Annotated in this window: 17 protein-coding genes; 5 read left to right on the top strand and 12 right to left on the bottom strand. The window is 53.1% G+C overall.

The genetic code is table 11. The annotated features are described in order from the left end of the window. Window positions 1-26: 26 nt before the first annotated feature. Window positions 27-2,639 carry an aminopeptidase N gene (pepN, locus tag AC07UY_RS10155; protein WP_494701125.1) on the bottom strand — a complete coding sequence of 871 codons (2,613 nt, stop codon included), beginning with the start codon at window positions 2,637-2,639 and terminating at the stop codon, window positions 27-29. Between the two features lie 266 nt (window positions 2,640-2,905). Between pepN and pncB the strand changes: the two genes are divergently transcribed. From pncB to aspC, 4 genes are all read left to right on the top strand, one after another. Next, complete coding sequence (pncB, locus tag AC07UY_RS10160; RefSeq protein ID WP_203358265.1) at window positions 2,906-4,108, top strand: nicotinate phosphoribosyltransferase; 1,203 nt, start codon at window positions 2,906-2,908, stop codon at window positions 4,106-4,108. A 169-nt stretch (window positions 4,109-4,277) separates the two neighbouring features. Then, on the top strand, window positions 4,278-5,678 hold the full coding sequence (gene asnS / locus AC07UY_RS10165; protein ID WP_203358266.1) for an asparagine--tRNA ligase: 1,401 nt from the start codon (window positions 4,278-4,280) through the stop codon (window positions 5,676-5,678). 606 nt (window positions 5,679-6,284) lie between these two features. Next, window positions 6,285-7,382 carry a porin OmpF gene (ompF, locus tag AC07UY_RS10170; RefSeq protein WP_203358267.1) on the top strand — a complete coding sequence of 366 codons (1,098 nt, stop codon included), beginning with the start codon at window positions 6,285-6,287 and terminating at the stop codon, window positions 7,380-7,382. Between the two features lie 183 nt (window positions 7,383-7,565). Continuing rightward, window positions 7,566-8,756, top strand: a complete 1,191-nt coding sequence (gene aspC / locus AC07UY_RS10175; RefSeq protein WP_494659503.1) for an aspartate transaminase — start codon at window positions 7,566-7,568, stop codon at window positions 8,754-8,756. A gap of 47 nt (window positions 8,757-8,803) precedes the next feature. On the opposite strand, the gene AC07UY_RS10180 is transcribed toward aspC, so the two are convergent. From AC07UY_RS10180 to cmoM, 7 genes are all read right to left on the bottom strand, one after another. Then, complete coding sequence (locus AC07UY_RS10180; RefSeq protein WP_203358269.1) at window positions 8,804-9,451, bottom strand: MBL fold metallo-hydrolase; 648 nt, start codon at window positions 9,449-9,451, stop codon at window positions 8,804-8,806. 28 nt (window positions 9,452-9,479) lie between these two features. Then, on the bottom strand, window positions 9,480-10,028 hold the full coding sequence (gene mepK / locus AC07UY_RS10185; protein ID WP_203358270.1) for a peptidoglycan L,D-endopeptidase MepK: 549 nt from the start codon (window positions 10,026-10,028) through the stop codon (window positions 9,480-9,482). 180 nt (window positions 10,029-10,208) lie between these two features. After that, the gene (gene ldtD / locus AC07UY_RS10190) at window positions 10,209-12,059 is read right to left on the bottom strand and encodes a L,D-transpeptidase (RefSeq protein WP_494701126.1); all 1,851 of its coding nucleotides are present in this window, start codon (window positions 12,057-12,059) and stop codon (window positions 10,209-10,211) included. Window positions 12,060-12,287: 228 nt separating this feature from the next. After that, on the bottom strand, window positions 12,288-16,748 hold the full coding sequence (gene mukB / locus AC07UY_RS10195) for a chromosome partition protein MukB (protein WP_494659501.1): 4,461 nt from the start codon (window positions 16,746-16,748) through the stop codon (window positions 12,288-12,290). Next, window positions 16,748-17,452, bottom strand: a complete 705-nt coding sequence (gene mukE, locus AC07UY_RS10200; RefSeq protein WP_162380051.1) for a chromosome partition protein MukE — start codon at window positions 17,450-17,452, stop codon at window positions 16,748-16,750. The genes mukB and mukE overlap by 1 nt, the downstream gene beginning before the upstream one ends. Then, the gene (gene mukF, locus AC07UY_RS10205; RefSeq protein ID WP_494701127.1) at window positions 17,433-18,755 is read right to left on the bottom strand and encodes a chromosome partition protein MukF; all 1,323 of its coding nucleotides are present in this window, start codon (window positions 18,753-18,755) and stop codon (window positions 17,433-17,435) included. The genes mukE and mukF overlap by 20 nt, the downstream gene beginning before the upstream one ends. Window positions 18,756-18,758: 3 nt before the next feature. Further along, complete coding sequence (gene cmoM / locus AC07UY_RS10210; protein WP_276292210.1) at window positions 18,759-19,538, bottom strand: tRNA uridine 5-oxyacetic acid(34) methyltransferase CmoM; 780 nt, start codon at window positions 19,536-19,538, stop codon at window positions 18,759-18,761. 135 nt (window positions 19,539-19,673) lie between these two features. On the opposite strand from cmoM, the gene elyC reads away from it, so the two are divergent. Next, on the top strand, window positions 19,674-20,453 hold the full coding sequence (gene elyC / locus AC07UY_RS10215; RefSeq protein WP_494701128.1) for an envelope biogenesis factor ElyC: 780 nt from the start codon (window positions 19,674-19,676) through the stop codon (window positions 20,451-20,453). On the opposite strand, the gene AC07UY_RS10220 is transcribed toward elyC, so the two are convergent. The 4 genes from AC07UY_RS10220 to AC07UY_RS10235 all read right to left on the bottom strand — a co-directional run bounded on the left by AC07UY_RS10220 (window position 20,430) and on the right by AC07UY_RS10235 (window position 23,687). Continuing rightward, complete coding sequence (locus AC07UY_RS10220; RefSeq protein ID WP_203358277.1) at window positions 20,430-21,323, bottom strand: YcbJ family phosphotransferase; 894 nt, start codon at window positions 21,321-21,323, stop codon at window positions 20,430-20,432. The two genes, elyC and AC07UY_RS10220, sit on opposite strands and share 24 nt — an antisense overlap. A gap of 154 nt (window positions 21,324-21,477) precedes the next feature. Next, a complete protein-coding gene (gene kdsB / locus AC07UY_RS10225) occupies window positions 21,478-22,224 on the bottom strand; it encodes a 3-deoxy-manno-octulosonate cytidylyltransferase (protein ID WP_494659498.1) in 747 nt (248 codons plus the stop codon). Continuing rightward, a complete protein-coding gene (gene ycaR / locus AC07UY_RS10230) occupies window positions 22,221-22,403 on the bottom strand; it encodes a protein YcaR (RefSeq protein ID WP_162380057.1) in 183 nt (60 codons plus the stop codon). The genes kdsB and ycaR overlap by 4 nt, the downstream gene beginning before the upstream one ends. A 51-nt stretch (window positions 22,404-22,454) precedes the next feature. After that, window positions 22,455-23,687, bottom strand: a complete 1,233-nt coding sequence (locus AC07UY_RS10235) for a winged helix-turn-helix domain-containing protein (RefSeq protein ID WP_494701129.1) — start codon at window positions 23,685-23,687, stop codon at window positions 22,455-22,457. Window positions 23,688-23,718: the final 31 nt, after the last annotated feature.

Here is a 23,718-nt window from a genome sequence, read left to right on the forward strand (position 1 = left end):
TGGCACTTGCGCCACCGGGCTTTTCATCAGGCTAGCGCTTTACTGATTTTCTCGAACAAATCGCCGGAGAGATTCTCCAGACCTTTTAACTGTTCCAGCGCTGCACGCATTTTCGCCTGACGTTTGACGTCATAACGTTTCAGTCGGATCAGCGGTTCTATCAACCGTGAAGCCACCTGCGGATTGCGGCTGTTGAGCTCGGTCAACATTTCGACCAGGAACTGATAACCGCTACCGTCTTCGGCGTGGAACGCTGCCGGGTTGCTGCCAGCAAACGCGCCAATCAGTGAACGAATACGGTTCGGGTTGCTCAGGGTGAAGGAGCGGTGTTTCAGCAGGCCGCGTACCGTCTCCAGCACGTTGTCGGCCGGGCTTGTGGATTGCAGGATGAACCATTTATCCATCACCAGACCATCCTGATGCCACTTATCGTCGTACTCTTGCATCAGGGCGTCGCGACACGGCAGTTGCGCCGCCACCGCCGCAGAAAGTGCCGCCAGCGCGTCGGTCATGTTGTTGGCTTTCTGGTACTGTCGGCTCACTAATGTATTTGCGAGTTCGGTTTCACCAAAGGCCAGGAAACGCAGACAGGCGTTGCGCAGCGTACGTTTACCGATATCGGCATGCTCAACCCGGTACTCATCAAGGTGGTTAGCGTTATAAACCGCCAGGAACTCATCGGCCAGTTCCGTCGCCAGCGTGCGGGTTAATGCTTCGCGCACGGCGGCGATCGCTACCGGCTCGATGACCTCAAACAGTTCGGCCATTTCATTGGCTGAAGGCAGCGTCAGGATCTCAGCCGCCAGCGCGGGATCAATCTTCTCGTCCAGAAGTACCGCGCGGAAGGCGTCAGCGACATGGACCGGCAGAGAGAGCGGTTGCCCCTGCTGATGACGCGCAACGTTCAGCTTGATATACGTCGCCAGCAGGCTTTGCGCCGCATCCCAGCGGGAGAAATCATTACGCGCGTGACGCATCAGGAAGGTCAGCTGCTGATCGCTCCATTTGTACTCCAGCTTCACCGGCGCGGAAAACTCGCAGAGCAGCGCGGGTACAGGCTGGAAGTAGACGTTATCGAAGACAAACGTCTGTTCAGATTGCGTCACATTGAGCACCGCATTGACCGGATGACCGCCCTTCTGCAACGGAATCACTTTACCTTTGTTATCATACAGTTCGATAGCAAACGGAATATGCAGCGGTTTCTTCTCTGCCTGATCCGGCGTTGCAGGCGTACGCTGACTGATGGTCAGGGTGTATTGCTCGGTTTCCGGGTTGTAGTCGTCTTTTACGGTGACCACCGGTGTACCGGACTGGCTGTACCAGCGACGGAAATGAGAGAGATCGACGTTTGACGCATCTTCCATCGCCTGCACGAAATCATCGCAGGTCGCCGCGCTGCCATCGTGGCGTTCAAAGTAAAGCTGCATCCCTTTCTGGAAATTCGCTTCACCCAGCAGGGTATGGATCATACGAATGACTTCTGATCCCTTCTCGTAAACGGTCAGGGTGTAGAAGTTGTTCATCTCGATGACACTATCCGGGCGGATAGGATGCGCCATCGGGCTGGCATCTTCAGCAAACTGCAAACCGCGCATTGTGCGCACATTACTGATGCGGTTAACCGCACGGGAGCCGAGATCGGAGCTGAACTCCTGATCGCGGAACACCGTTAACCCCTCTTTCAGACTCAACTGGAACCAGTCGCGGCAGGTCACGCGGTTACCGGTCCAGTTGTGGAAATATTCGTGTCCGATGACGCGCTCAATGTCGAGGTAATCTTTATCGGTGGCGGTATCGGTACGCGCCAGCACGTATTTGGAGTTAAAGATGTTAAGTCCTTTATTCTCCATCGCGCCCATATTGAAGAAGTCGACGGCGACAATCATATAGATGTCGAGGTCATATTCGAGACCAAAGCGCTCTTCATCCCACTTCATGGAATTTTTCAGCGACGTCATCGCCCACGGCGCGCGATCCAGATTGCCGCGATCAACGTACAGCTCCAGCGCCACTTTCCGCCCGGAACGAGTAGTGAAGGTATCGCTCAGGACGTCGAAATCACCGGCGACCAGCGCAAAGAGATAGCAAGGTTTCGGGAAGGGATCCTGCCACTGTACCCAGTGACGCCCGTTTTCCAGCTCGCCCTGCGCAACACGGTTGCCGTTGGAGAGCAGGAACGGATATTTGCTTTTGTCAGCAATGATTTTGGTGGTAAAACGCGCCAGTACGTCCGGGCGGTCGAGATACCAGGTAATATGACGGAAGCCTTCTGCTTCACACTGCGTACATAACGCATCACCGGACTGGTATAACCCTTCCAGCGCGGTATTCGCCGCCGGGCTGATTTCATTAACAATGCGCAGGGTAAAACGCTCTGGCAAGTCGCTGAGGATCAGCGCGCCCTCTTCTTCTTTATACGCTGTCCACGGCAGATCATTCACGTGGATTGACACCAGCGTCAGGTCTTCGCCCTCGAGGCGAAGTGAGGCATCCGACGCGCCATGACGAACAGCCTGGCTCACGGCAGTGACCACGGTTTTTTCAGCATCCAGGTCAAAGGTCAAATCAATATCAGTAATCTGGTAATCCGGCGCACGATAGTCGTGACGGTATTTGGCTTGTGGCTGTTGTGTCATAAAAAAACCTTTAGCATCTTCTGTAGAGTCTCGACTCCAGTCTATTCCTGTTGTGTAAATCACGCTACGCAGAATGTTCATCTTTTCAGTCACAAACACCCTTTTTGCTACATTTTTATAACACGAGGCACGAAATGTACTCGACCCCAAAGAGCGCTTATGTTGTGATCGGGGTTCAATAAATCGCTAAACAAGGTATACTCCAGCGGTTTTCTTAGTTGTTTATTGTACTAAACGCTCCCGTGAGAGGATGCTACTGCGCACCTATGACACAATTCGCTTCTCCTGTTCTGCACTCGCTGCTGGATACAGATGCTTATAAGTTGCATATGCAGCAAGCCGTTTTTCACCGCTACTACGATGTTCACGTAGCGGCGGAGTTTCGTTGCCGCGGCGACGACCTGCTGGGTATTTATGCAGATGCAATTCGCGAGCAGGTGGATGCGATGCAGCACCTGCAACTTCAGGAGGACGAGTTTACATGGCTCTCCAACCTGCCCTTCTTTACTGCTGATTACCTTAACTGGTTGCGGGAATTCCGCTACAACCCCGAACAGGTGAGCGTCACGAATGATAACGGTAAGCTGAATATCCGCTTAACCGGCCCGTGGCGTGAAGTCATCATGTGGGAAGTCCCGCTGTTGGCGGTGATCAGTGAACTGGTGCACCGGTATCGTACGCCAGAAGCGGGCGTGGCGCAGGCGCTTGATGCGCTGGAAAGTAAGCTAGTCGATTTCTCTGCTTTAACGGCCGATCTCGATATGTCCCGCTTCCATCTGATGGATTTTGGCACTCGTCGCCGTTTCTCACGCGAGGTGCAGCAGGCGATTGTTGAACGCCTTCAACGGGAACCTTGGTTTGTCGGTACCAGTAACTACGACCTCGCTCGCCGGTTGTCCCTCACCCCGATGGGCACGCAGGCGCACGAGTGGTTCCAGGCGCACCAGCAAATTAGTCCGGATCTGGCGACCAGTCAGCGTGCGGCTCTTGCCGCCTGGCTGAATGAATATCCTGACCAGCTCGGCATCGCACTCACCGACTGCATCACCATGGACGCGTTTTTGCGCGATTTTGGTATGGAGTTTGCGACCCGTTATCAGGGGCTGCGCCATGACTCTGGCGATCCCGTTGAGTGGGGTGAAAAGGCGATCGCGCATTATGAAAAGCTGGGCATTGACCCGTTAACCAAAACACTGGTTTTCTCAGACAATCTTGATCTGAAAAAAGCGGTCGATCTTTATCGCCACTTCGCACCACGCGTTCAGCTCAGTTTTGGCATTGGCACGCGCCTGAGTTGCGACTTACCGCAGGTGAAGCCGCTGAATATTGTCATTAAGCTGGTGGAATGCAACGGTAAACCCGTCGCCAAATTGTCAGACAGCCCAGGTAAAACCATCTGTCATGACAAAGCGTTTGTGCGCGCACTGCGTAAAGCGTTCGACCTTCCGCATATCAAAAAAGCCAGTTAATCATCCCAGGGAGCCGTTTTGGCTCCCTTTATTTATTGTTTATTTCCGAAATCTTTCACTTTGCCTGTGAATTCTGCTTGTCTGATTGCAGATGCCAGGTAACATAGGTATCCCCCCAATCAGGGTGGACAAGTGTTTATTTTTTCCGACTATTAACAGAGAGAATATTATGAGCGTTGCGCCTGTTGCCGACGTACTCCAGGGCCGTGTAGCCGTTGACAGCGAAGTCACCGTGCGCGGATGGGTACGTACCCGCCGAGATTCAAAAGCTGGCATCTCCTTCCTCGCCGTTTATGACGGTTCCTGCTTTGATCCTGTACAGGCTGTCATCAATAATTCTCTACCCAATTACAATGAAGACGTTTTACGTCTGACGACCGGCTGCTCGGTGGTTGTAACGGGCCATGTCGTTGCGTCGCCAGGTCAGGGACAAAGTTTTGAAATCCAGGCCACCAAAGTCGAAGTGACCGGTTGGGTTGAAGATCCAGACACCTATCCGATGGCGGCAAAACGTCACAGCATTGAATACCTGCGTGAAGTCGCGCATATGCGTCCGCGTACTAACATGATTGGTGCGGTAGCGCGTGTACGTCATACCCTGGCGCAAGCGCTGCATCGCTTTTTCCACGAGCAGGGTTTCTTTTGGGTATCCACGCCGCTGATCACCGCTTCCGATACGGAAGGCGCGGGTGAAATGTTCCGCGTTTCTACGCTGGATCTGGAAAACTTGCCGCGTAATGATCAAGGTAAAGTCGACTTCGACAAAGACTTCTTTGGTAAAGAAGCGTTCCTGACCGTTTCTGGTCAGTTGAACGGTGAAACCTACGCCTGCGCGCTGTCCAAAATCTATACCTTTGGACCGACTTTCCGTGCAGAAAACTCCAACACCAGCCGTCATCTGGCGGAGTTCTGGATGCTGGAGCCGGAAGTGGCGTTTGCAAACCTGAACGATGTTGCGGGTCTGGCGGAAGCGATGTTGAAGTACGCCTTTAAGGCCGTACTGGAAGAACGTGCAGATGACATGAAGTTCTTCGCCGAACGCGTCGACAAAGACGCCGTTTCCCGTCTGGAACGTTTCATCGAAGCTGATTTTGCTCAGGTTGATTACACCGATGCGGTGACCATTCTGGAAAACTGCGGTAAGAAATTTGAAAACCCGGTGTTCTGGGGTGTGGACCTGTCTTCCGAGCATGAGCGTTACCTTGCTGAAGAACACTTTAAAGCCCCTGTGGTCGTTAAAAACTACCCGAAAGACATTAAGGCGTTCTACATGCGCCTTAACGAAGACGGTAAAACCGTGGCTGCAATGGACGTGTTAGCGCCGGGTATTGGCGAAATTATTGGCGGTTCTCAGCGTGAAGAGCGTCTTGATGTGCTGGATGCGCGTATGGCAGAAATGGGGCTGAACAAAGAAGATTACTGGTGGTATCGCGATCTGCGTCGCTACGGTACTGTTCCGCACTCCGGTTTCGGTCTGGGCTTCGAACGTCTGATCGCGTATGTCACTGGCGTGCAAAACGTCCGTGATGTGATTCCGTTCCCGCGTACACCGCGTAACGCCAGCTTCTAATCCTCCGTCACCTCTAAAGGCCAGCCTCGCTGGCCTTTTTTATCTGTGCAATTGTCAAGTTTTGTGAGCAAAAAGTAATCAAATCTAATAGCAACCCCTCAAAACCCACATTCTTGTTACGTCATATTTCCCTGTAATATTTATGAATAAAATATATGCAAATTTATGTTGAAGATGAGTTTTCCCCTAGCTTATAGCACACTTTTTAACCTGCCACTTAGAAGTCCAGACGTCTTCAAATGAAATGCAACTCACCTTTCCAGCGGTTACATCACGTTAAATCCCTCGCTTTATCTAAATTAAACATAAGAAAATCATATAAATAGAATTAAAAATGGCGTTTCAAATCGAGAAAACACGCTGAAATTTGACGGCGTTCACAAAGTTCATCAAATTTAATTTTTTGTTACACATTTTTTCTCTTAGAAACAAAATCTTTAACTTTGTAGCATTTTCGCTGTAGCGAAACGGTGGTTTGAATGGAAAGATGCCTGTCAGACACATAAAGACACCAAACTCTCATCAATAGTTCCGTAAATTATTATTGACAGAATTCATTGACGGCAGTGGCAGGTGTCATAAAAAAACCAATGAGGGTAATAAATAATGATGAAGCGCAACATTCTGGCAGTGGTTATCCCTGCACTGCTGGCAGCAGGTACCGCAAACGCAGCAGAAATCTACAACAAAGATGCTAATAAGCTGGACCTGTACGGTAAAGCAGTAGGTTTACGTTATTTTTCTAAAGACAATGGCAAAAACAGTTACGGCGGCAACGGCGACGAAACTTATGCCCGTCTTGGTTTCAAAGGGGAAACACAGATCAACTCCGATCTGACCGGTTACGGTCAGTGGGAATATAACTTTGCCGGTAACAACTCCGAAGGCGGTAGCGACGCTCAAGACGGTAACAAAACCCGTCTGGCTTTCGCGGGTCTGAAATACGGCGACTATGGTTCTTTCGACTACGGTCGTAACTACGGCGTGGTTTACGATGCACTGGGCTACACCGATATGCTGCCAGAGTTTGGTGGTGATACCGCCGCATCTGACATGTTCTTCGCTCAGCGTAACGGCGGTCTGGCGACTTACCGTAACGCCAACTTCTTCGGTCTGGTTGACGGTCTGAACTTCGCTGTACAGTACCTGGGTAAAAACGAGCGTGACAGCGATGTTCGTCGTTCTAACGGTGATGGTGTTGGTGGTTCAATCAGCTATGAGTACGAAGGTTTCGGTATCGTCGGTGCCTACGGCGCGGCTGACCGTACCAACGATCAGGAAGCGCTGACTTACGCTAACGGTGGAGCGAAAGCTGAACAGTGGGCAGCTGGCGTGAAATATGATGCGAACAGCATCTACCTGGCGGCTAACTACAGCGAAACACATAACGCAACCCGTATCTCTAACGGCCTCAATGGCCTGAATGGTTACGCTAACAAAACTGAAGACGTCCTGCTGGTTGCTCAGTATCAGTTCGACTTCGGTCTGCGTCCGTCCATCGCTTATACCAAATCTAAAGGTAAAGATATCGAAGGCATCGGCGATGTTGATCTCGTGAACTACTTCGAAGTGGGCGCAACCTACTACTTCAACAAAAACATGTCCACTTACGTCGACTACATCATCAACCAGATCGATTCTGACAACGAACTGGGTATTGGCTCAGACGACACCGTAGCTGTCGGTATCGTTTACCAGTTCTAATAGCAGACCTCTTTGTTAAATGCCTAAAAAACAGGACTTCGGTCCTGTTTTTTTATGTCTGCCAGCAAATTCTCGTGTCTTCTAAAAACAATCAGGCTTTTTGTCACTAACAGTTGGCATTTTGTAAATCTACCGTTAACCTGATTACGGATTTCCCTTCTGTAACTACAATGGAACCTCGTCATGTTTGAGAACATTACCGCCGCCCCTGCCGACCCCATTCTGGGTCTGGCCGATCTGTTTCGTGCCGATGACCGTCCTGGGAAAATTAACCTGGGTATCGGTGTCTATAAAGATGAGACTGGCAAAACGCCGGTGCTAACCAGCGTTAAAAAAGCCGAGCAATATTTACTCGAAAATGAAACGACGAAAAACTACCTCGGCATTGACGGTATTCCAGAGTTTGGTCATTGCACTCAGGAACTGTTATTTGGCAAAGGTAACGCCCTGATCAACGACAAACGGGCTCGCACTGCGCAAACTCCGGGTGGTACAGGCGCTCTGCGTGTTGCTGCTGATTTCCTGGCAAAAAATACCGCGGCCAAACGCGTATGGGTGAGCAACCCGAGCTGGCCGAACCATAAGAGCGTCTTTAATTCCGCCGGTCTGGAAGTGCGTGAATACGCGTATTACGACGCTGAAAACCATTGTCTGGACTTTGACGCGCTGCTGAGCAGTCTGAGCGAGGCTCAGGCGGGCGATGTCGTTCTGTTCCACGGCTGCTGCCACAACCCAACCGGTATTGATCCTACGCTTGAACAATGGCAAACGCTGGCTCAGCTTTCCGTTGAGAAAGGATGGCTGCCGTTGTTTGACTTCGCCTATCAGGGCTTTGCCCGTGGTCTGGAAGAAGATGCGGAAGGTCTGCGCGCTTTCGCCGGGCTGCATAAAGAACTGATCGTCGCGAGTTCTTATTCCAAAAACTTTGGCCTGTATAACGAACGCGTTGGTGCCTGCACGCTGGTAGCGGCGGATGCTGAAACCGTTGACCGTGCCTTCAGCCAGATGAAATCCGTTATTCGCGCGAACTACTCCAACCCGCCGGCGCACGGCGCATCGGTGGTAGCGACCATTCTGAGCAACGACGCTCTGCGTGCTATCTGGGAACAAGAACTGACCGATATGCGCCAACGTATTCAGCGTATGCGTCTGCTGTTTGTGAATACCCTGCAAGAAAAAGGCGCGAACCGCGACTTCAGCTTCATCATCAAACAAAACGGCATGTTCTCGTTCAGCGGTCTGACCAAAGAACAAGTCCTGCGTCTGCGTGAAGAGTTTGGTGTCTACGCTGTGGCTTCTGGTCGTGTGAACGTGGCAGGCATGACGCCAGATAACATGGCGCCGCTGTGCGAAGCCATCGTTGCCGTGCTGTAAAACAGACTGAAAAAAAAAAGCCCGCTATTGCGGGCTTTTTTATGCGGTTACCAGACAGGCATTTCGTCCTGCAGGAACGGATTATGCAACCGTTCGTTGCCCAGCGTGGAAAGCGGACCATGCCCGGGGATAAACGTCACATCGTCGCCCAATGGCAACAGTTTACGTTTAATCGAATCGATCAGCTGATTGTGATCCCCACGCGGGAAATCACTGCGCCCAACGCCGCCTTTGAAAATCACATCACCAGCAATCAGTAACTGCGATTGTTCATCGAAGAAGACCACGTGACCTGGCGTGTGTCCCGGACAATGCAACACCTGTAAAGTCACATTCCCTACGCTCACACGATCGCCTTCATTCAGCCAACGGTCAGGCGTCAGTGGCTGACACTCTCCGAGGCCAAACATGCGACTTTGCGCCGGTAAACCCTGCAGCCAGAACTCATCTTCTTTTTCCGGGCCGATCACAGGCACGCCATAATGCTCAGCCAGTTCACCCGCCGCTCCAACATGATCAAGGTGACCATGCGTGAGAAGAATCTGCGTTAGCGTAACGCCACTGGCCTCCACTTCGCGTTTGATCTTCTCTGCATCGCCGCCGGGATCAACCAGCGCGGCCAGACGGGTTTGCTCACACCAGATTAATGAACAATTCTGGGCGAATGCGGTGACCGGAATAATACGATAGTTCATACTGCTCCTGTTTCGTTAAGCCTGTAGATCACCAGTGCCGTGCCGGACCGGTGTCAATATGCACAAAGTTACTACGTGGGTAGTATCCTACACCACCTGCGCGCATAGATAACGCAGCTTTGCGAATATTACTCAATGAAACACCTTCAATATGGAAATCCATTGCCTGCCCTTTCGTGTGATAGCTTTTTTTCGCTACACCACGGCTGCGCGCGCGTAATTCGTTATTGGTATCAGCCGAACGATAGCCCGAGATGAGCTGTACGGGATTACGGGTTCCTAAAAGCCCCTGAAGGCGAAAGAGCTGGTCAAACAATCCTGGGTCGATGGACTTCACTTTATTCGCGCGAAAATCACGGAAAAAATGATTAAGTTTTGCTAATTCATCCTGAATATAGGCTCTGCCATCGAAAAACTCCGCTTTTATCGACTCTCCGGTATGAAGATTATTGAGTGTCAGAATGCGCGGACGAGGGGTAGAGAGGGTTGCAAACGCAGGCGTGGGCAAGATGGCTGCACCGAGGGCAACACCACCTAACGCCAGCAATTTGCGGCGATTAGCGTTGAATTTGTCCATGATAATCAGGTCTACAAGTAAATGTTATCGTTAATATGCACTTCTGGCGCACGAAGGGCACCTTAACTGGCAAAAAAGCCGACGTCAAGATAACCCATCCCCAGCAACGACGGGGCCTGCAGCCAGGCGGCCCCGTTGCGGCTAAGTATTACGACAACAGATTAAGTAGAACGTCTTCATTTACCTGATTAATTGTTCTGCTTTCGACATGATCTGTGCACTGGATCGCGCCGTCTGATCATAATTGTAAATATCTGTACGATACTGGGTACGCCCATCAGCACCGACGAACGCCGTCAGGTAATAGAGGTTAACCGGAATATTTTGGCGAATGTTGACATACCGTGTATCACCTTGCTTCAGCGCATCGGAGATACGGGTATCATTCCAGCCCGCATCCTGCAGCAGCATATTCGCCAGCTCCGACGCTTTATTCACACGTACACACCCAGAACTGAGCGCTCGTGTGTCCTTCTGGAACAACGTGTGGTTTGGCGTATCGTGCAGATAAATCGCTTCAGAACTGGGCATATTGAATTTATAGCGCCCTAATGAGTTGCGCGCGCCCGGTGCCTGCTGGAAGCGGAACGGAAGATTTGACGCGGTAATCGTTCCCCAGTCGACCTGCCAGGGGTCGATCGCCTGTTTGCTGTTCCAGCCACGCATCACGGTATAACCGTGACGCTCCAGATAACCGGGATCGTTCCACAGTTTCGGCAGGATGTCTTTCCGCGCCAGCGTCGGCGGGACATTCCACGGCGGGTTAACGACCACATTATTCAATGCGCTGCTCATCATCGGCGTTTTGCGATCGGGACGCCCAACAATAACGCGTGACGCCAATACCTGGTTGCCGTTCTGGTAATACACCAGTGAATAGGCCGGAATATTCACCATAATACCGGTGGATAATTCACCCGGCAGTAGCCGCAGACGCTGAATATTCAGCGCCAGGACACCCGCACGTTGCGCGGGGGTCACGTTTAGCCAGTCACGGGTTGCCGGACCCACGGAGCCATCAGCCCCCAGCCCCTGCCACACCTGAAAACGTTTGACGGCCTCGACCAGTTCACGATCGTAAACGCCGCGAACGGCGGGAGCCGATTTGCGTTTTGAGTTTGTTTGCCGCGCTGCCGGTTTCGCGTCAACGGCAACGGCAGAAGGACTGACCACCGCACTGGCTGGCGTTTCATCGCCAGGCAAGGCGATGTTTGGCCCCCCTTCCAGCATACCTGTCCGCTGTAAAATCTCCCGTAGCGCAGGGACGTCATTACTCCATTGGCCGGGTCGCAGTGTCGCGGTGCTGCTCAACTGCGGCCACGGGCGAGAATCCGCCACCAGCTTCAGCAAATCGCCATGCATCTCCGCGTACTGAGGGTGCTGAGGTGCCAGACTCGTTACAAACGGGGCAAGCTGGCCATTTTCCAACGCGACCTGCCACTGGTTAATGACCGAAATGGGCGGTGTCGTCAGCGCATAGGGTTTATCGCTATACAGCCAACGCGTACCTTTCACCGGAATGTTGGCGATAAAATGGAGATACCCCATCATCGCGTCGGAAAGGACAGTATCCCGTGCCAGGCCCGTCACCGAAGGATCGGTCAGCAACGCAACCCAGGTGGTAAACTGTGGCTGAAATCCTGCAATCGCGACTTCAGCCAACTGCTGTTGAAACGCTTTTACCGCCTCGCGGTTCTCCCACATCGGTTTCATCTCTCGCCCCGCGTACAGAAGCTCGAGCTGATTCATGTAGACCGGTGTATACCCGGACGGTAATTGCGATTGTATTTCGGCGCGGGCTTTACCTGCGGCGCCTTCTGGAAGAGGTTGAATCCCGACCATCATCGCAGTGACGGGCGACTGGGCTTGCGGCTGAGACAACGCGGTAGGCTGTTCGCTGAGCGCGGCGGAACTGTCGCCAGGAATCATTTCAGGCTCGTCGGCCTGCACACTAAACAGTGGAGCAAATATTACGACCAGGCATAAACTGAGTGCCGAGAGTCGACGACCACATATTTTATTAAGCAACATCCCTTGCCCCCTGTTTTCTTAATCATACTTTACATTGCAAGACCGTCTGCTTAACGCCAATACACACGGAAGTATGACGAGCAAGCCTGCTTACTCGTCAGGCTTACCTTCAGTATATAAACATCAAAAAGTTTTTGCCTGACCTAATGTAAAGAAGTTTAAAGATATTTCACCCAACATTGCTGTTTTCTGAAAAGGAAAAGGCGGCCTTTCAGCCGCCCTTTTCATCTAGCTTGCCTGCGATGAGGCATCTTCGGTCCCTGGAAGAGGCTCAGGTAATTGCGGGGCAAAACCACGCAATCCGACCACATGAACGTGTTCCGTATTATGGAAGACCTTACGCACCAGTTTGTAAGTGGTGCCTTTCTCCGGGCTGATGTTTTCTGGCGCTGCGATGATAAGTTGCATCTGCAAGCGTTCGCACAGTTCGAACAGCGTTGCGATGGAACGCGCATCCAGACGGGCCGCTTCATCAAGGAACAGCAGACGGCATGGAGAGATGTCTTTTCCGCGCAGTCTGCGTCCTTCATCTTCCCAGCTTTGTACTACCATCACCAGAATGGACATCCCGGTACCGATCGCTTCACCGGTAGACAAGGCGCCGGATTCTGCTCGCAACCAACCGTCAGACCCACGGTTAACTTCGACTTCCATTTCCAGGTAGTTACGGTAATCCAGGAGCTCCTCGCCAATCGTCTGCGGCGTACGCTGCCCCATATCGATCTGCGGATTCAGACGCTGATACAGCTTCGCCAGCGCTTCGGAGAAGGTCAGGCGGTTGCTGTTAAACAGATCCTGATGCTGTTCATGTTGCTCAGAAAGGACATCCAGCAACGTGGCATGGGTTTCGCGGACATTGACGTTAAGACGCACGCTGTTGACCTGACCGAAGGAAACGCTCTGCAATCCCTGGTTCAACATGCGAATGCGGTTCTGCTCACGCTGGATAGTCTTGCGAATAATGTTCGCCACACTGCGCGAACTGATCGCCAGTTTCTGTTCGCGGGAAGTCAACTCTTCCGTCAGACGGCTCAGTTCGATCTCCATTTGTTCAATGGCTTCAACCGGATCGTCAGTACGGATGATATCCTGGCGGATACGTTCGCGCAGGTGTTGATAGACCGCCACGAAGAACTGAATTTTACGCTCAGGACGTTTCGGATCTTCAGACATCCGCAGAACATCGCGCAGATGTTCGTTATCCGCCACGGCCAGACGCAGCGCACCGAGCGCCTTATCCGACATCGAACGGAGTTCATCCGCCGACAGATAGGCCAGTTCGCGACGGTGGAGACGACGCTCAACGCCGTTGTCTTTCACCATCCGCATCACGGCGCACCATCCTGCTTTCGCGGTCACGACCTGCTCACGCATTTCATGATAATCACGCTCAAGCTTGCGCAGTTTACGGGTCAGGTTGTCCATTTCCGCTTCGCAGAAGGTCAACGCTTTTTCCAGTTGGTTACGACGTGCGCGGTTATTGCTCAACTGCGCATGCAGCTCATCACGACGAATGCGGGCGCGCTCTTCCGCGCCGCTGTCAGCACGAACACCGATATCCTGCAATTCGCGCTGTAAATCGTTAAGCAGCTCTTTTTTGGTGTCGTACGAACTTTTCAACGACGCCATAACCTGGTTGTACTGGCCCAACTGCGCAGCGTGTCCACGCAATGCTTCGCGAGCACGGGTTCGTTCAGCTTCAGCATGCTCCAGACGTTCACGCAGTTTCTCGTTCAGATCGCTGTTGCCGCTGAGCATTTCCGCCGAGTCGGAGTAGCTAAAGTGGGCACGACGCTGCACCACTTCGCTCAGCGCAAAGGCCTGCTGACGCGCATCACGCTGCACCTGCTGAGAATACGCGTAGTCTTCTTTTAACTGCTCAAACTGTTCCGGATCGCTCTGCAGAACAGAGACTATCGGTTCCAGTTTAGCCAGCTGGTTACCGTGCTGCTGCACAAAACGCGCGGCTTCCTGAGCTTCATCCAGACGCTCCTGAATTTCATCAACGCGATCCGCCAGCGTTTCATCACTCAGCAGATTCAGGCGCGGCAGCAAGCGGTTCAGGGCGGAAACGCCCTCTTTAGCCTGCTCGAACTGGACACGTTGCTGCTGATTTTCATTTTCATGATTGGTCAGCGCGCGTTCCAGTTCAACACGGCGGCCATTCAACTGGCGAATTTCCGCTTCCGGGTCGGCGTCAAAAGCAACGCTTAAGTGGCTGCCGATAAAACGGCTGAACGCCTGGTGCAGACGCTGGGTTTTCTGCACATCGAAAGAGAGCGTCGCGAACCGTTCGGAAAGCCCTTCGCGCTCGGCGTGCAGGTTTTCGATACGGTTTTCACGCGCCGCGCGCCCGAAGATCGGGACTTCCGGGAAGCGGGAGTAGCGCCACTGGCGCTCGGCAGTCTTCACCACCACCGCTTTTTCCAGTTCGTCGACGCTGAAGACGCTGTCATCAAACGACTGCGGGTCACCTTCGATAAAATAGAGATCTTCAGGGCAATCCGTCAGCCCTTCCAGCTGTTCGCTGATGAGAGACAGATCCGGCACCACGATCGCATGACGCGAAGGGCCATACAGCGCGGAGAAGTACGGCGCATCTTCAAGGCTGACGTCATCATAAATTTCTGACAACAGCACGCCGCCAAAACGTTCGGCCAGCGTATTTAGACGCTGATCTTCCGAGCCGCCTGGCTGGCTTAAGCGTTCAATCTCTTCATCTATCGCATTTTTACGCGCGCCCACTTCGTCGCGCTCAACAATCGCCTCACGTTCACGTTCGAGCAATTGTTGCAGATACTCGGTCACATCCTGGCCGGAGGTAAACTCTTCGCCGCTCTGCTCGCACAACTGATTCAGGCTATTTTGCGCCGCCAGCCAGACAGGGGCTCGCCGCATCAAATGCTGAATACGCGACTCAACCTGCTCCTGCTCCTGACGCAGCGTCATTCGCTGTTCGCGCGCATTCGACACGCTGTCAGAAAGGTCGGCGATACGCGCTTCCAGTTCCTGATGCAGGGCTTCCAGTTCGTCGATATCGAAATGCTTACCCTGACGCTTACAAAACTCAGCCAACAGGCGTTCGGCTTCCTGTTGTTCACGCAGACGCTGTTCCAGTTCGTTCAGGCGCATACGCAACGGCTGAACCTGTTCTGCCAGATGACGCTGGTTGACGCCGTCGCGCAGCAGTTCCCGTGCGACATCCCACGCTTCACCGCGCGCCAGCGGGCCATTGATCGCCGCCACCAGTTGATACGCCTGCTCAAACTGACTGTGCGCGGTTTGCGCCACACTCATTTTTTGTTCCAGCGAGAGCAGTTTTTCCGTCGCTTCCTGCTCTTTGGCCTGGAAGGTTTCCAGCCACTGCGCCGCACTGTCCGCCGTTAAATCCGGCAGATGGCAAATTTCTTTAGCCCGGGCAAGCGCCTGAATCGCCTGGTTGTATTGAATGGCGCGCGTTTGCTGTACATCCAACGCCTGCTGATAATCGGCGAGCTGATTTTTCAGCTCATCCACTTCCAGCTCTGCGGCTTCGGCACGAGCTTCATTCTCTTCCTGACGATCGACCGCTTCGGCGACCACTTCATTTTGTTCTTCAAGGCGGATCTGTAATTCATCCAGGTCAGCCTCGTAACGTTCAATTTTTTCTTGCTGGCGCAGGGCCGTTTGCACCAGATTCAGGTGATCGCTCGCCGCCTGATAGTCGGCTTCCAGATCGCCCTCTGCACCGTTGTGCTCGCCCAGCTCACGCGCCATATCGACGTGCTTGTACTGCTCCGCCGCCAGTTGCTTACGGGAGGTGTGCAATTCACGGCGATACTCAAGGGCTTTATCCAGATGGACCCGCCGCTCGTTAGCATGGCGCATGTAGTCAGCCGCCACATAGTTAGTGGCTTCGCTGATAAGATGCTTAAACAAGTCGCGGTCAGACTGGGTGACGCGAATCGCTTCCAGCGTCATACGGTTTTCACGCAGCGCGGCTTCCATATCCTGGAACGCTTTACGTACACCGCTGTTTTCCGGCAGCAGGTAGTCACGCAGCGAGCGCGTAATCGCGCTGGAGATACCGCCGTAAAGTGACGCTTCGATCAGGCGATAGAACTTACTGCGGTCTGACGCGGAGCGGAGACGGCGAGCAATAATGCCCAGATCGAACATCAGCGAGTGATAGTCGGTAATCGAGTTGAACTGCTTAAACTGCACGCCTTCCATCTCGTCGAGCTTTTCTTTCAGCTCCGCAAGCGTCAGCACACGAGCCTGGCGATCGTTGAGGGTTTCCGTGACCAGTTGCGTCGGTTGTACCGACATCGGCAGCCCTTGAATGGCGAACGGCTTGATGTCGACTTTACGGTCGCGCCCGGCTACCTGCTGCAAACGCACGCCCACAACCACACGCTGATGGCGTGAGTTGAGGACATCCAGCATTGAGTAACAGACGCCCGCTTTCAGCTTACCGTGCAGACCTTTGTCTCGCGATCCGCTGGTCGCTCCCGCCTCGGTGGTGTTACGGAAGTGCAGCAGGGTCAGATCCGGGATAAGCGCCGTAACGAACGCCGCCATGGTAGTGGATTTCCCTGCCCCGTTCCCCCCGGATAATGTGGTGACCAGTTCATCGAGATCAAACGTTCGGGCGAAGAAACCGTTCCAGTTAATCAGCGTTAGTGAGCGAAATTTACCGCGTTCAATCATTATTCTTCCTCTCCACTGTCCGCCTGATTCTCTTCGGGCTCATCATTGAGCTGTAGATGGTTTTCGACAGGCATCGCTTCGCCATCACGAATTAAGCGGCGCTGCGCTTCACGAGGATCGTCGCCGCTACGGACATCCGCCCCAAAGCGAAAGACCGACTCGGTGATGCGGAATTTACTGCTGTCGTGGCCCATAAACCACACCATGCCCAGGCGACGCAGACGGTTTAACGATGAACGTACCTTTTCCTGCAGTTTCTGACGGTCAACGTCTGAACCGGTCGAGCGGTTGTTCACCAGCTTCAACAGTTTGGCTTCGTCAGCCAGCGTCAGCAGTTCGTCGTACAACTCTTGCTGGGTAAAAATCCCTTCATTCGCCAGACGTTCCGGACTGAGATAGAGATAGCACAGGATTTTACCGACCATCATGTCCAGCTCCGACAACACGGAGCGCGGAATAATCGTGGTGGAACGCGGGCGAAGATAGAAGAAACCTTCCGGCGCGCGAATTAACTCAACGTTATAGCGGCTGTAAAACTCTTCCAGATATTCCTGAAAATCCATCAGAAAGGCATGGTTATCCAGTTCATCCAGACCAATATGTCTGCCCGAGCGTAATGCGCTGTCCAGCGCCGGAAATAACGGGTTTGCCAGCGCCTGCGCCAGCTTAACTGGCATCACTTGTTCAATATTTGTCAATGACATGCGCCTGTACCTTGGCTCCGTAATCATTAATCGGCTGCCATTTCGGCGGCAGTCCGGTGAAATCTGCTTGCGCTACGCCAAGACGTACCGCTTGATCAATTACAATACGCGCGACGTCAAAATGACGCGCACGCGGGTATTGCGCCAGATACTCGCGCACCACCAGACCGAGATCCAGTGGTGCTTGTCTGGATTTGTATACAGCCAGCTGTTCTTCGATGAGCGCCGCCAGCTGTTCCCGAATCTCGTTAAATTCTTCATATTCCAGATCCGGCGGCAACTCCCCGGTTACCTCTTCGTCGCGCAGGACCATCTCTTCATCGCGCATGTCCAGCAGGCGGTCTGCATTGGCGTAGGTTAGCGCCCACGGATCGTCAAAATAGGTCTGAACGGACTGACGTAAACGTTGCGCAAAGACGCGGTTTTTATCCATATCAATGGCGGTACGGATAAATTTATGCACGTGCCGGTCATAGCCAATCCACAAGTCGATGGATTGCTGACCCCAGCTAATAATGCGATCCAGTTTGCTCTGGAGATCGAAGACCAGTCTGTCGACGAAATGCAGATCGTCGCGCGTCATGATCGCATCCTGAATGTGCAACAGATTGGCTTGCAGCTTATCGCCCGCCGCTTCCAGCGTATCCTGAAGTTCACGCAACGTGCCGGAGGTTTCAGACAGCAACATTTCGCAGCTCGAAATCGCGGCACGCCAGTCCTTGTTCAGCAACTGGGCAATGTCGTCTTTCACCTGCTGTTGCTGCTCGTCCATGATGCGCTGCGTCAGGTCGATACTGTCGAAGATTTCCGCCACGGAATATTTCAACGGCGCATACACATTACGATGCCAGTGGAATTCATCGCCGCCTTCGCTCGCCGCATCTGCGGCACGCTTCAATTCACCCGCCACAATGGACAGCTGCATTGAGAGACGCAGCGTGGAAAACTCACGCTGGCGAATATAGTAGTCGGTAATGCCTATCCCAAGCGGCGTCAGACGGTATATGGCATTCCCTTCCGCCTGCTCACTGGTAAAGCGGTTCAGCAGACGTTGACGAACCATATCGTTGATCGCGTTGTTGGCGCGCACGCCGATGGTTTCGCTGGTTTGCTCAAACGCATCACTGACATGGCGGAATGCATCCACCAGTTCCCCTTCGCTCATCTCACCGTCCAGACGCTCGCCGTTGAGCGTGGCCACCGCCAGCAGGAACGAAAGTCTGTCTACCGGCAGCGCGATGGAGAAGTCATTTTTTCTGGCCCAGGCAACCAGTTCGGGGACTGTCTGGGAAAATTCACTCATAAGTTATCCTTGCATCTGCGGTTTGCGAGCGGTGACATGAATGTAACGGCCAAGGCTAATGTAAGGCTCCTGGCGACAGTAGCGCGTTTCTAATTCGACTAACATTTCATAACAGTCACGCTGTTGGTGCTTCTCACGCAGATAATCATGAAACACACGTACACCCGTTTTGCCGGTAATCTGCCAGCCAATCTCTTCCAGCCATTGGTAAACCTGCCCCGGTTCACGCGGATAGTCTGGCGAAAGCGTACGTTTTTTACGTTTTGGCATCCCGACTTGCACGTAGTCAAAGTTCCCTGCCACCATGTTGTGCATCAACAGGCCGTTAGCATTGTAGAACATTAATGACAGCACGCCGCCGGGACGTAACACAGACCAAAGCGTTTGTAACATGCTGACGGGGTCAGCGACCCACTCAAGCACAGCATGAAACAATATCAGATCAACCGGGCTTTCCAAATGCGAAGCAACATCCTGAGCGGCGCATTGTATAAAATGCATGTTTCCGCTTACGCCTTTCGCCTCAGCCGCCAATTGCGCGCGCGCAATCATTTCGCCGGACAGATCGCATAGTGTGACCCGATGACCCCGTTCAGCCATTTTGATCGCGGTCTGCCCTTCACCACCGCCAGCATCCAGGATGTGCAGTTTTTGCTCACCCATTTCCGCCAGGACACGGTCAAGGTCTTGCCACAAAATGGCCTGCCGCAGCTGCCCCTTGGTGGTTCCGTAAATGTTACGGGAAAACTTTTCTGCAATGTCATCAAAATTGCGATCCCGCATCGGGCTCTCCACAGGCGAACAAAGGGGTTCTCTGATCAAACCGCTATTTTGTCACAGCCACGCCGAGAATGAACCTGTCTGGTGTAATATCCCTGCAGATCCCCTGCTGTATGGTTAAAAAAGGAACCAAAAAGGATGCTTTTTACACTGAAGAAAGTGATTGGCGGTATGATGCTGCCGCTCCCGCTCATGCTCTTGATCATGGGGGTGGGACTGGCACTGGTGTGGTTTAGTCGCTTTCAAAAAACCGGCAAGGTGTGTCTGAGCCTGGGTTGGCTCGCATTATTGCTATTGAGCCTGCAACCGGTTGCCGATCGCTTACTGAAACCGATCGAAGACCAGTATCCCACCTGGCAAAACACGCAAAAAGTCGAATATGTCGTGGTGCTGGGCGGCGGTTATACCTGGAATCCACAGTGGGCACCAAGTTCAAACTTGATCAGCAACAGCCTGCCGCGTCTTAACGAAGGAGTGCGTCTTTGGTTGGCCAATCCGGGGTCAAAACTGATTTTTACCGGCGCAAGAGCAAAAACGAATAATGTCAGTACGGCTGAAGCCGGAGCCAGAGTCGCGCAGTCACTCGGCGTGCCGCTAAGCGATATCATCACCCTGGACAGCCCCAAAGACACTGAAGAAGAAGCGGCTGCCGTTAAACAGGCCATCGGCGATGCGCCGTTCCTGCTGGTCACTTCCGCGTCGCATTTACCGCGCGCCATGATTTTCTTCCAGCAGGCGGGGCTTCATCCGCTCCCCGCCCCGGCAAATCAGCTGGCGATTGATTCGCCGCTCAATCCGTGGGAGCGCGCGATCCCTTCTCCCGTCTGGTTGATGCACAGCGATCGCGTCGGATATGAAACATTAGGTCGCGTCTGGCAGTGGCTTAAAGGGTTGTCAGGCGAGCCAGGGCAGGAGTGATTTGGCCGCAAGATCAAAGTTAGCGCGATTAAAACGCCCTGTATTGACCAGTTGCGAAACCTCATCCCACAATACATAGAGCCAACGCCGCCAGATAAAGGATTCTGCGACTGGCGCGCGTTGCAGGTAATGCCAGAGCAACCCTTCCGCCAGTGCATTGTCCATCAAGCGAAACAATTCGTACTCCCGTGGCGCCCACAGCATCACGCCAGGTCCTACCATTGCCAAAAGCTGATCGTTGCGGGCATCTTTAAGCATACTGCGCAAACTGAAATTGCCGTGAATCAGTACGCAATTGTCGTTAAATCCTTCAAACAATGCTGGCAGGCATTCCCGGGTACGGAACAGAATGCGCTTGTCATGCATCGTTAACCCCGTATTGTTGAACTGGTTTAACGTGCTCCATAACACTTCGACACGCTGGCGGTACCAGGAAGGCCAGATATTTTCCTGCGTATTATCCACCGCGCCCACACAGCCACGGCTATCCTGACGATGCCAGGAGAGCAAACCTTCAACAATCTGGTCTTTTAAATGCTCCCACCGTTCAGGCGTTCGCGCTGGCGCTTCAACGGGTACGCCACGCATCCTTTCCAGCAGTAAAATATCGGGGCCGGGATGCTCTTCATGGGTCATGACGCCGTAAATAACCGGCATACGCACCGTGCCGCTACGCGCCAGCATGGTCGTTTTCCACGCCAACTGTTGCGCCATACCTGGCGTGGTGAAACTTCTCGCCATGAGCGGCATCGGTTTTCCCTGGCTGTCATACAGTGACCACAGCGCCGTATCTACCTTTTCATTCACGCACTCTATACGGCTGAGTTTTTCACCCAGTAAATGACTCAATTCGGCTCGCAGCTGTTCCATTTCAGATTGCCCTCATAAACGCTACTGCTTTCATAATGAGCGTCGTATGGACAGATGTCACCCTGATGAGATCAATTGATGAAAAGAAAAGTGGAGGAAAATCGTAACGGTACGACACCCCTCTCATAACTGAGCGGGGTGTCGGTATTGAAGCTTAACGCATTTCAGCGCGAACGCGCTCAAGGTCTTCGGCTGTATCCACACCAGTTCCAGGAACTTCTTTAGCAACGGCAACATGGATTTTTTCGCCATACCACAACACACGAAGCTGCTCCAGCATCTCAATGTGTTCCAGTGGGCTTGGCTGCCAGTTCACATAGCGGCGAATAAATCCGGCACGATAGCCATAGATCCCCAAATGGCGCAGGAAGGTATCGCCAATGGTCTCACGGCTATTGGCAAAACGGTCGCGATCCCAGGGGATCGTCGCACGAGAGAAGTAAAGCGCGTAGCCTTGTGCATCCAGCACCACTTTCACCGCGTTTGGATTGAATGCCTCTTCCGCACTGTGAATCGGTACCGCCAGCGTTGCCATACCGACCTGGCGCTGCGCCAGGTTGTCCGCGACCTGGCGAATAATTACCGCCGGGATCATCGGCTCATCGCCCTGTACGTTCACAATGACGGTATCATCGCTGAATCCGCATTTTTCCACGACTTCCGCCAGTCGCTCGGTACCCGACTGATGATCGGCGCGGGTCATGCACACCTCACCGCCAGCCGCCTCTACCGCGCGCGCCACATCTTCATGATCGGTCGCCACAATAATACGATCGGCCCCGGATTCACGCGCACGTTCCAGCACGTGCACAATCATCGGCTTGCCGTTGATATCCTGTAATGGTTTACCCGGCAGGCGCGTCGATGCAAAACGGGCAGGAATAATGACCACAAAACTCATGATTTGCTCTCGTCGGAGGTCAAAGGACGGGCTTCGGTTTCCAGTAATACCGGAATACCATCGCGTAATGGGAAAGCGAGGTTATCCAGTTTGCAAATCAGTTCTTGTTTTTCCTGGTTGTACCAGAGTTTGCCGTTACATACCGGGCAGGCAATGATTTCGAGCAGACGATGATCCATAGTTCCTCCAGATGGACCGGATTGTGATTCTGTAAATATTAACATAATCGTCTATCCCTCTGCGTCTATTTCCCAGCCTTGGCGGTAGTCACTAAACAAACCCTGGGGACAAACGCCCAGCGTAACGCGCCTTGCCTGCTGCCAACGCGCAAAATCGCTAATCGCCTGAAACAGACCTTTTTGCAGGGTTGCACCGGGCTTGATCCCCTCCTGCAGATACAGCGCAATGACTTCCAGCACCCCCGTTTTGCGGTGCATTTTGGCATCCATCCGCCCGACCAGCGCCCCTCGATGCAACAACGGCAGGACAAAATAACCGTATTGTCGTTTAGGCGCCGGGGTGTAGCACTCCAGACGATAAGTGAAATCAAACAGTTGCTCTGCCCGTTTTCGATCCCAGACAACGGGGTCAAACGGTGACAACACGGCGCTGTGCGTCGCCGTTAATTGGCCTGCCAGTGCCTGTTCAAGCAACGGTTGAAGGTCTGCATGGAGCCACAACGTGCCTAATGTTTCAACCTCGACTGGAATGATCTGCTGTTGCTCAGCGCGGGCGTCCCGCCATGCATTCAACGCAGGCCGTTTTAAGCGGTAGTAGTCCGCCAGCCACGGTTCACGGAATATCCCCAGACTGCGCGCACTGTTATCCAGCATCGCGGTTTCCGCTTGCGCCTGAGAAAGTAAGTCACGTTTATCATCCCAGTGGGGCATGACGCGTTGCGTCAAATCATACACCCGCTGAAAGTTGCGACGTTCCACCACCATCACCTTTCCGGCGGTAAACAGTCCTTCGAGATGACGTTTATGGGGCTTCCACTCCCACCAGCCGTTAGCCCCTTTGCGTGGATGTTCAAAATCCGCAGAGCGCACCGGACCGTTGTGATGAATATGCTGCATCAGTTGCTCGATTTCATGGGCATGCTCTTTCATCCAGGCCGCTTTATACTTCCAGCCCATGTTCTCGGGCGACAGCATTCGGTGGCGGATGAGCGCAAAGTCGCTACGCGGCAGAAAACAGGCCTCATGCGCCCAGTACTCCATCAGTTCACCGCGCAATAATGCGTCATCCAGCCACTGCGGCGGATAGTTCCCAAGGCGGCTGAATAGCACCAGATACGGGCTACGTGCGACAATGTTGATGGTGTCGATTTGCAACAGCGACATGCGCGAAATGGCGGCGAGAATATCGCCAGGCTGCGCGCGACGGCGTGATTTCTTTAACAGCCCCTGGGCTGCAAGGTGAAGGTGACGAGCGTCGGTAAGAGAGAGTTGCGGCAACAACATTGAGAACTCCATAAATCGTTCGCCGCCGCAG

The organism is Citrobacter sp. GW821-FHT02E08 (assembly GCF_059421685.1).

What these genes read in the sequence shown, in the direction of transcription:
- ycaR (WP_162380057.1), bottom strand. Translation starts at nt 22,403, where the DNA reads ATGGATCATCGTCTGCTCGAAATCATTGCCTGCCCGGTATGTAACGGC.
- mukE (WP_162380051.1), bottom strand. Translation starts at nt 17,452, where the DNA reads ATGTCATTGACAAATATTGAACAAGTGATGCCAGTTAAGCTGGCGCAG.
- mukB (WP_494659501.1), bottom strand. Translation starts at nt 16,748, where the DNA reads ATGATTGAACGCGGTAAATTTCGCTCACTAACGCTGATTAACTGGAAC.
- AC07UY_RS10235 (WP_494701129.1), bottom strand. Translation starts at nt 23,687, where the DNA reads ATGTTGTTGCCGCAACTCTCTCTTACCGACGCTCGTCACCTTCACCTT.
- elyC (WP_494701128.1), top strand. Translation starts at nt 19,674, where the DNA reads ATGCTTTTTACACTGAAGAAAGTGATTGGCGGTATGATGCTGCCGCTC.
- cmoM (WP_276292210.1), bottom strand. Translation starts at nt 19,538, where the DNA reads ATGCGGGATCGCAATTTTGATGACATTGCAGAAAAGTTTTCCCGTAAC.
- aspC (WP_494659503.1), top strand. Translation starts at nt 7,566, where the DNA reads ATGTTTGAGAACATTACCGCCGCCCCTGCCGACCCCATTCTGGGTCTG.
- mepK (WP_203358270.1), bottom strand. Translation starts at nt 10,028, where the DNA reads ATGGACAAATTCAACGCTAATCGCCGCAAATTGCTGGCGTTAGGTGGT.
- AC07UY_RS10180 (WP_203358269.1), bottom strand. Translation starts at nt 9,451, where the DNA reads ATGAACTATCGTATTATTCCGGTCACCGCATTCGCCCAGAATTGTTCA.
- AC07UY_RS10220 (WP_203358277.1), bottom strand. Translation starts at nt 21,323, where the DNA reads ATGGAACAGCTGCGAGCCGAATTGAGTCATTTACTGGGTGAAAAACTC.
- mukF (WP_494701127.1), bottom strand. Translation starts at nt 18,755, where the DNA reads ATGAGTGAATTTTCCCAGACAGTCCCCGAACTGGTTGCCTGGGCCAGA.
- pepN (WP_494701125.1), bottom strand. Translation starts at nt 2,639, where the DNA reads ATGACACAACAGCCACAAGCCAAATACCGTCACGACTATCGTGCGCCG.
- ompF (WP_203358267.1), top strand. Translation starts at nt 6,285, where the DNA reads ATGATGAAGCGCAACATTCTGGCAGTGGTTATCCCTGCACTGCTGGCA.
- asnS (WP_203358266.1), top strand. Translation starts at nt 4,278, where the DNA reads ATGAGCGTTGCGCCTGTTGCCGACGTACTCCAGGGCCGTGTAGCCGTT.
- ldtD (WP_494701126.1), bottom strand. Translation starts at nt 12,059, where the DNA reads ATGTTGCTTAATAAAATATGTGGTCGTCGACTCTCGGCACTCAGTTTA.
- kdsB (WP_494659498.1), bottom strand. Translation starts at nt 22,224, where the DNA reads ATGAGTTTTGTGGTCATTATTCCTGCCCGTTTTGCATCGACGCGCCTG.
- pncB (WP_203358265.1), top strand. Translation starts at nt 2,906, where the DNA reads ATGACACAATTCGCTTCTCCTGTTCTGCACTCGCTGCTGGATACAGAT.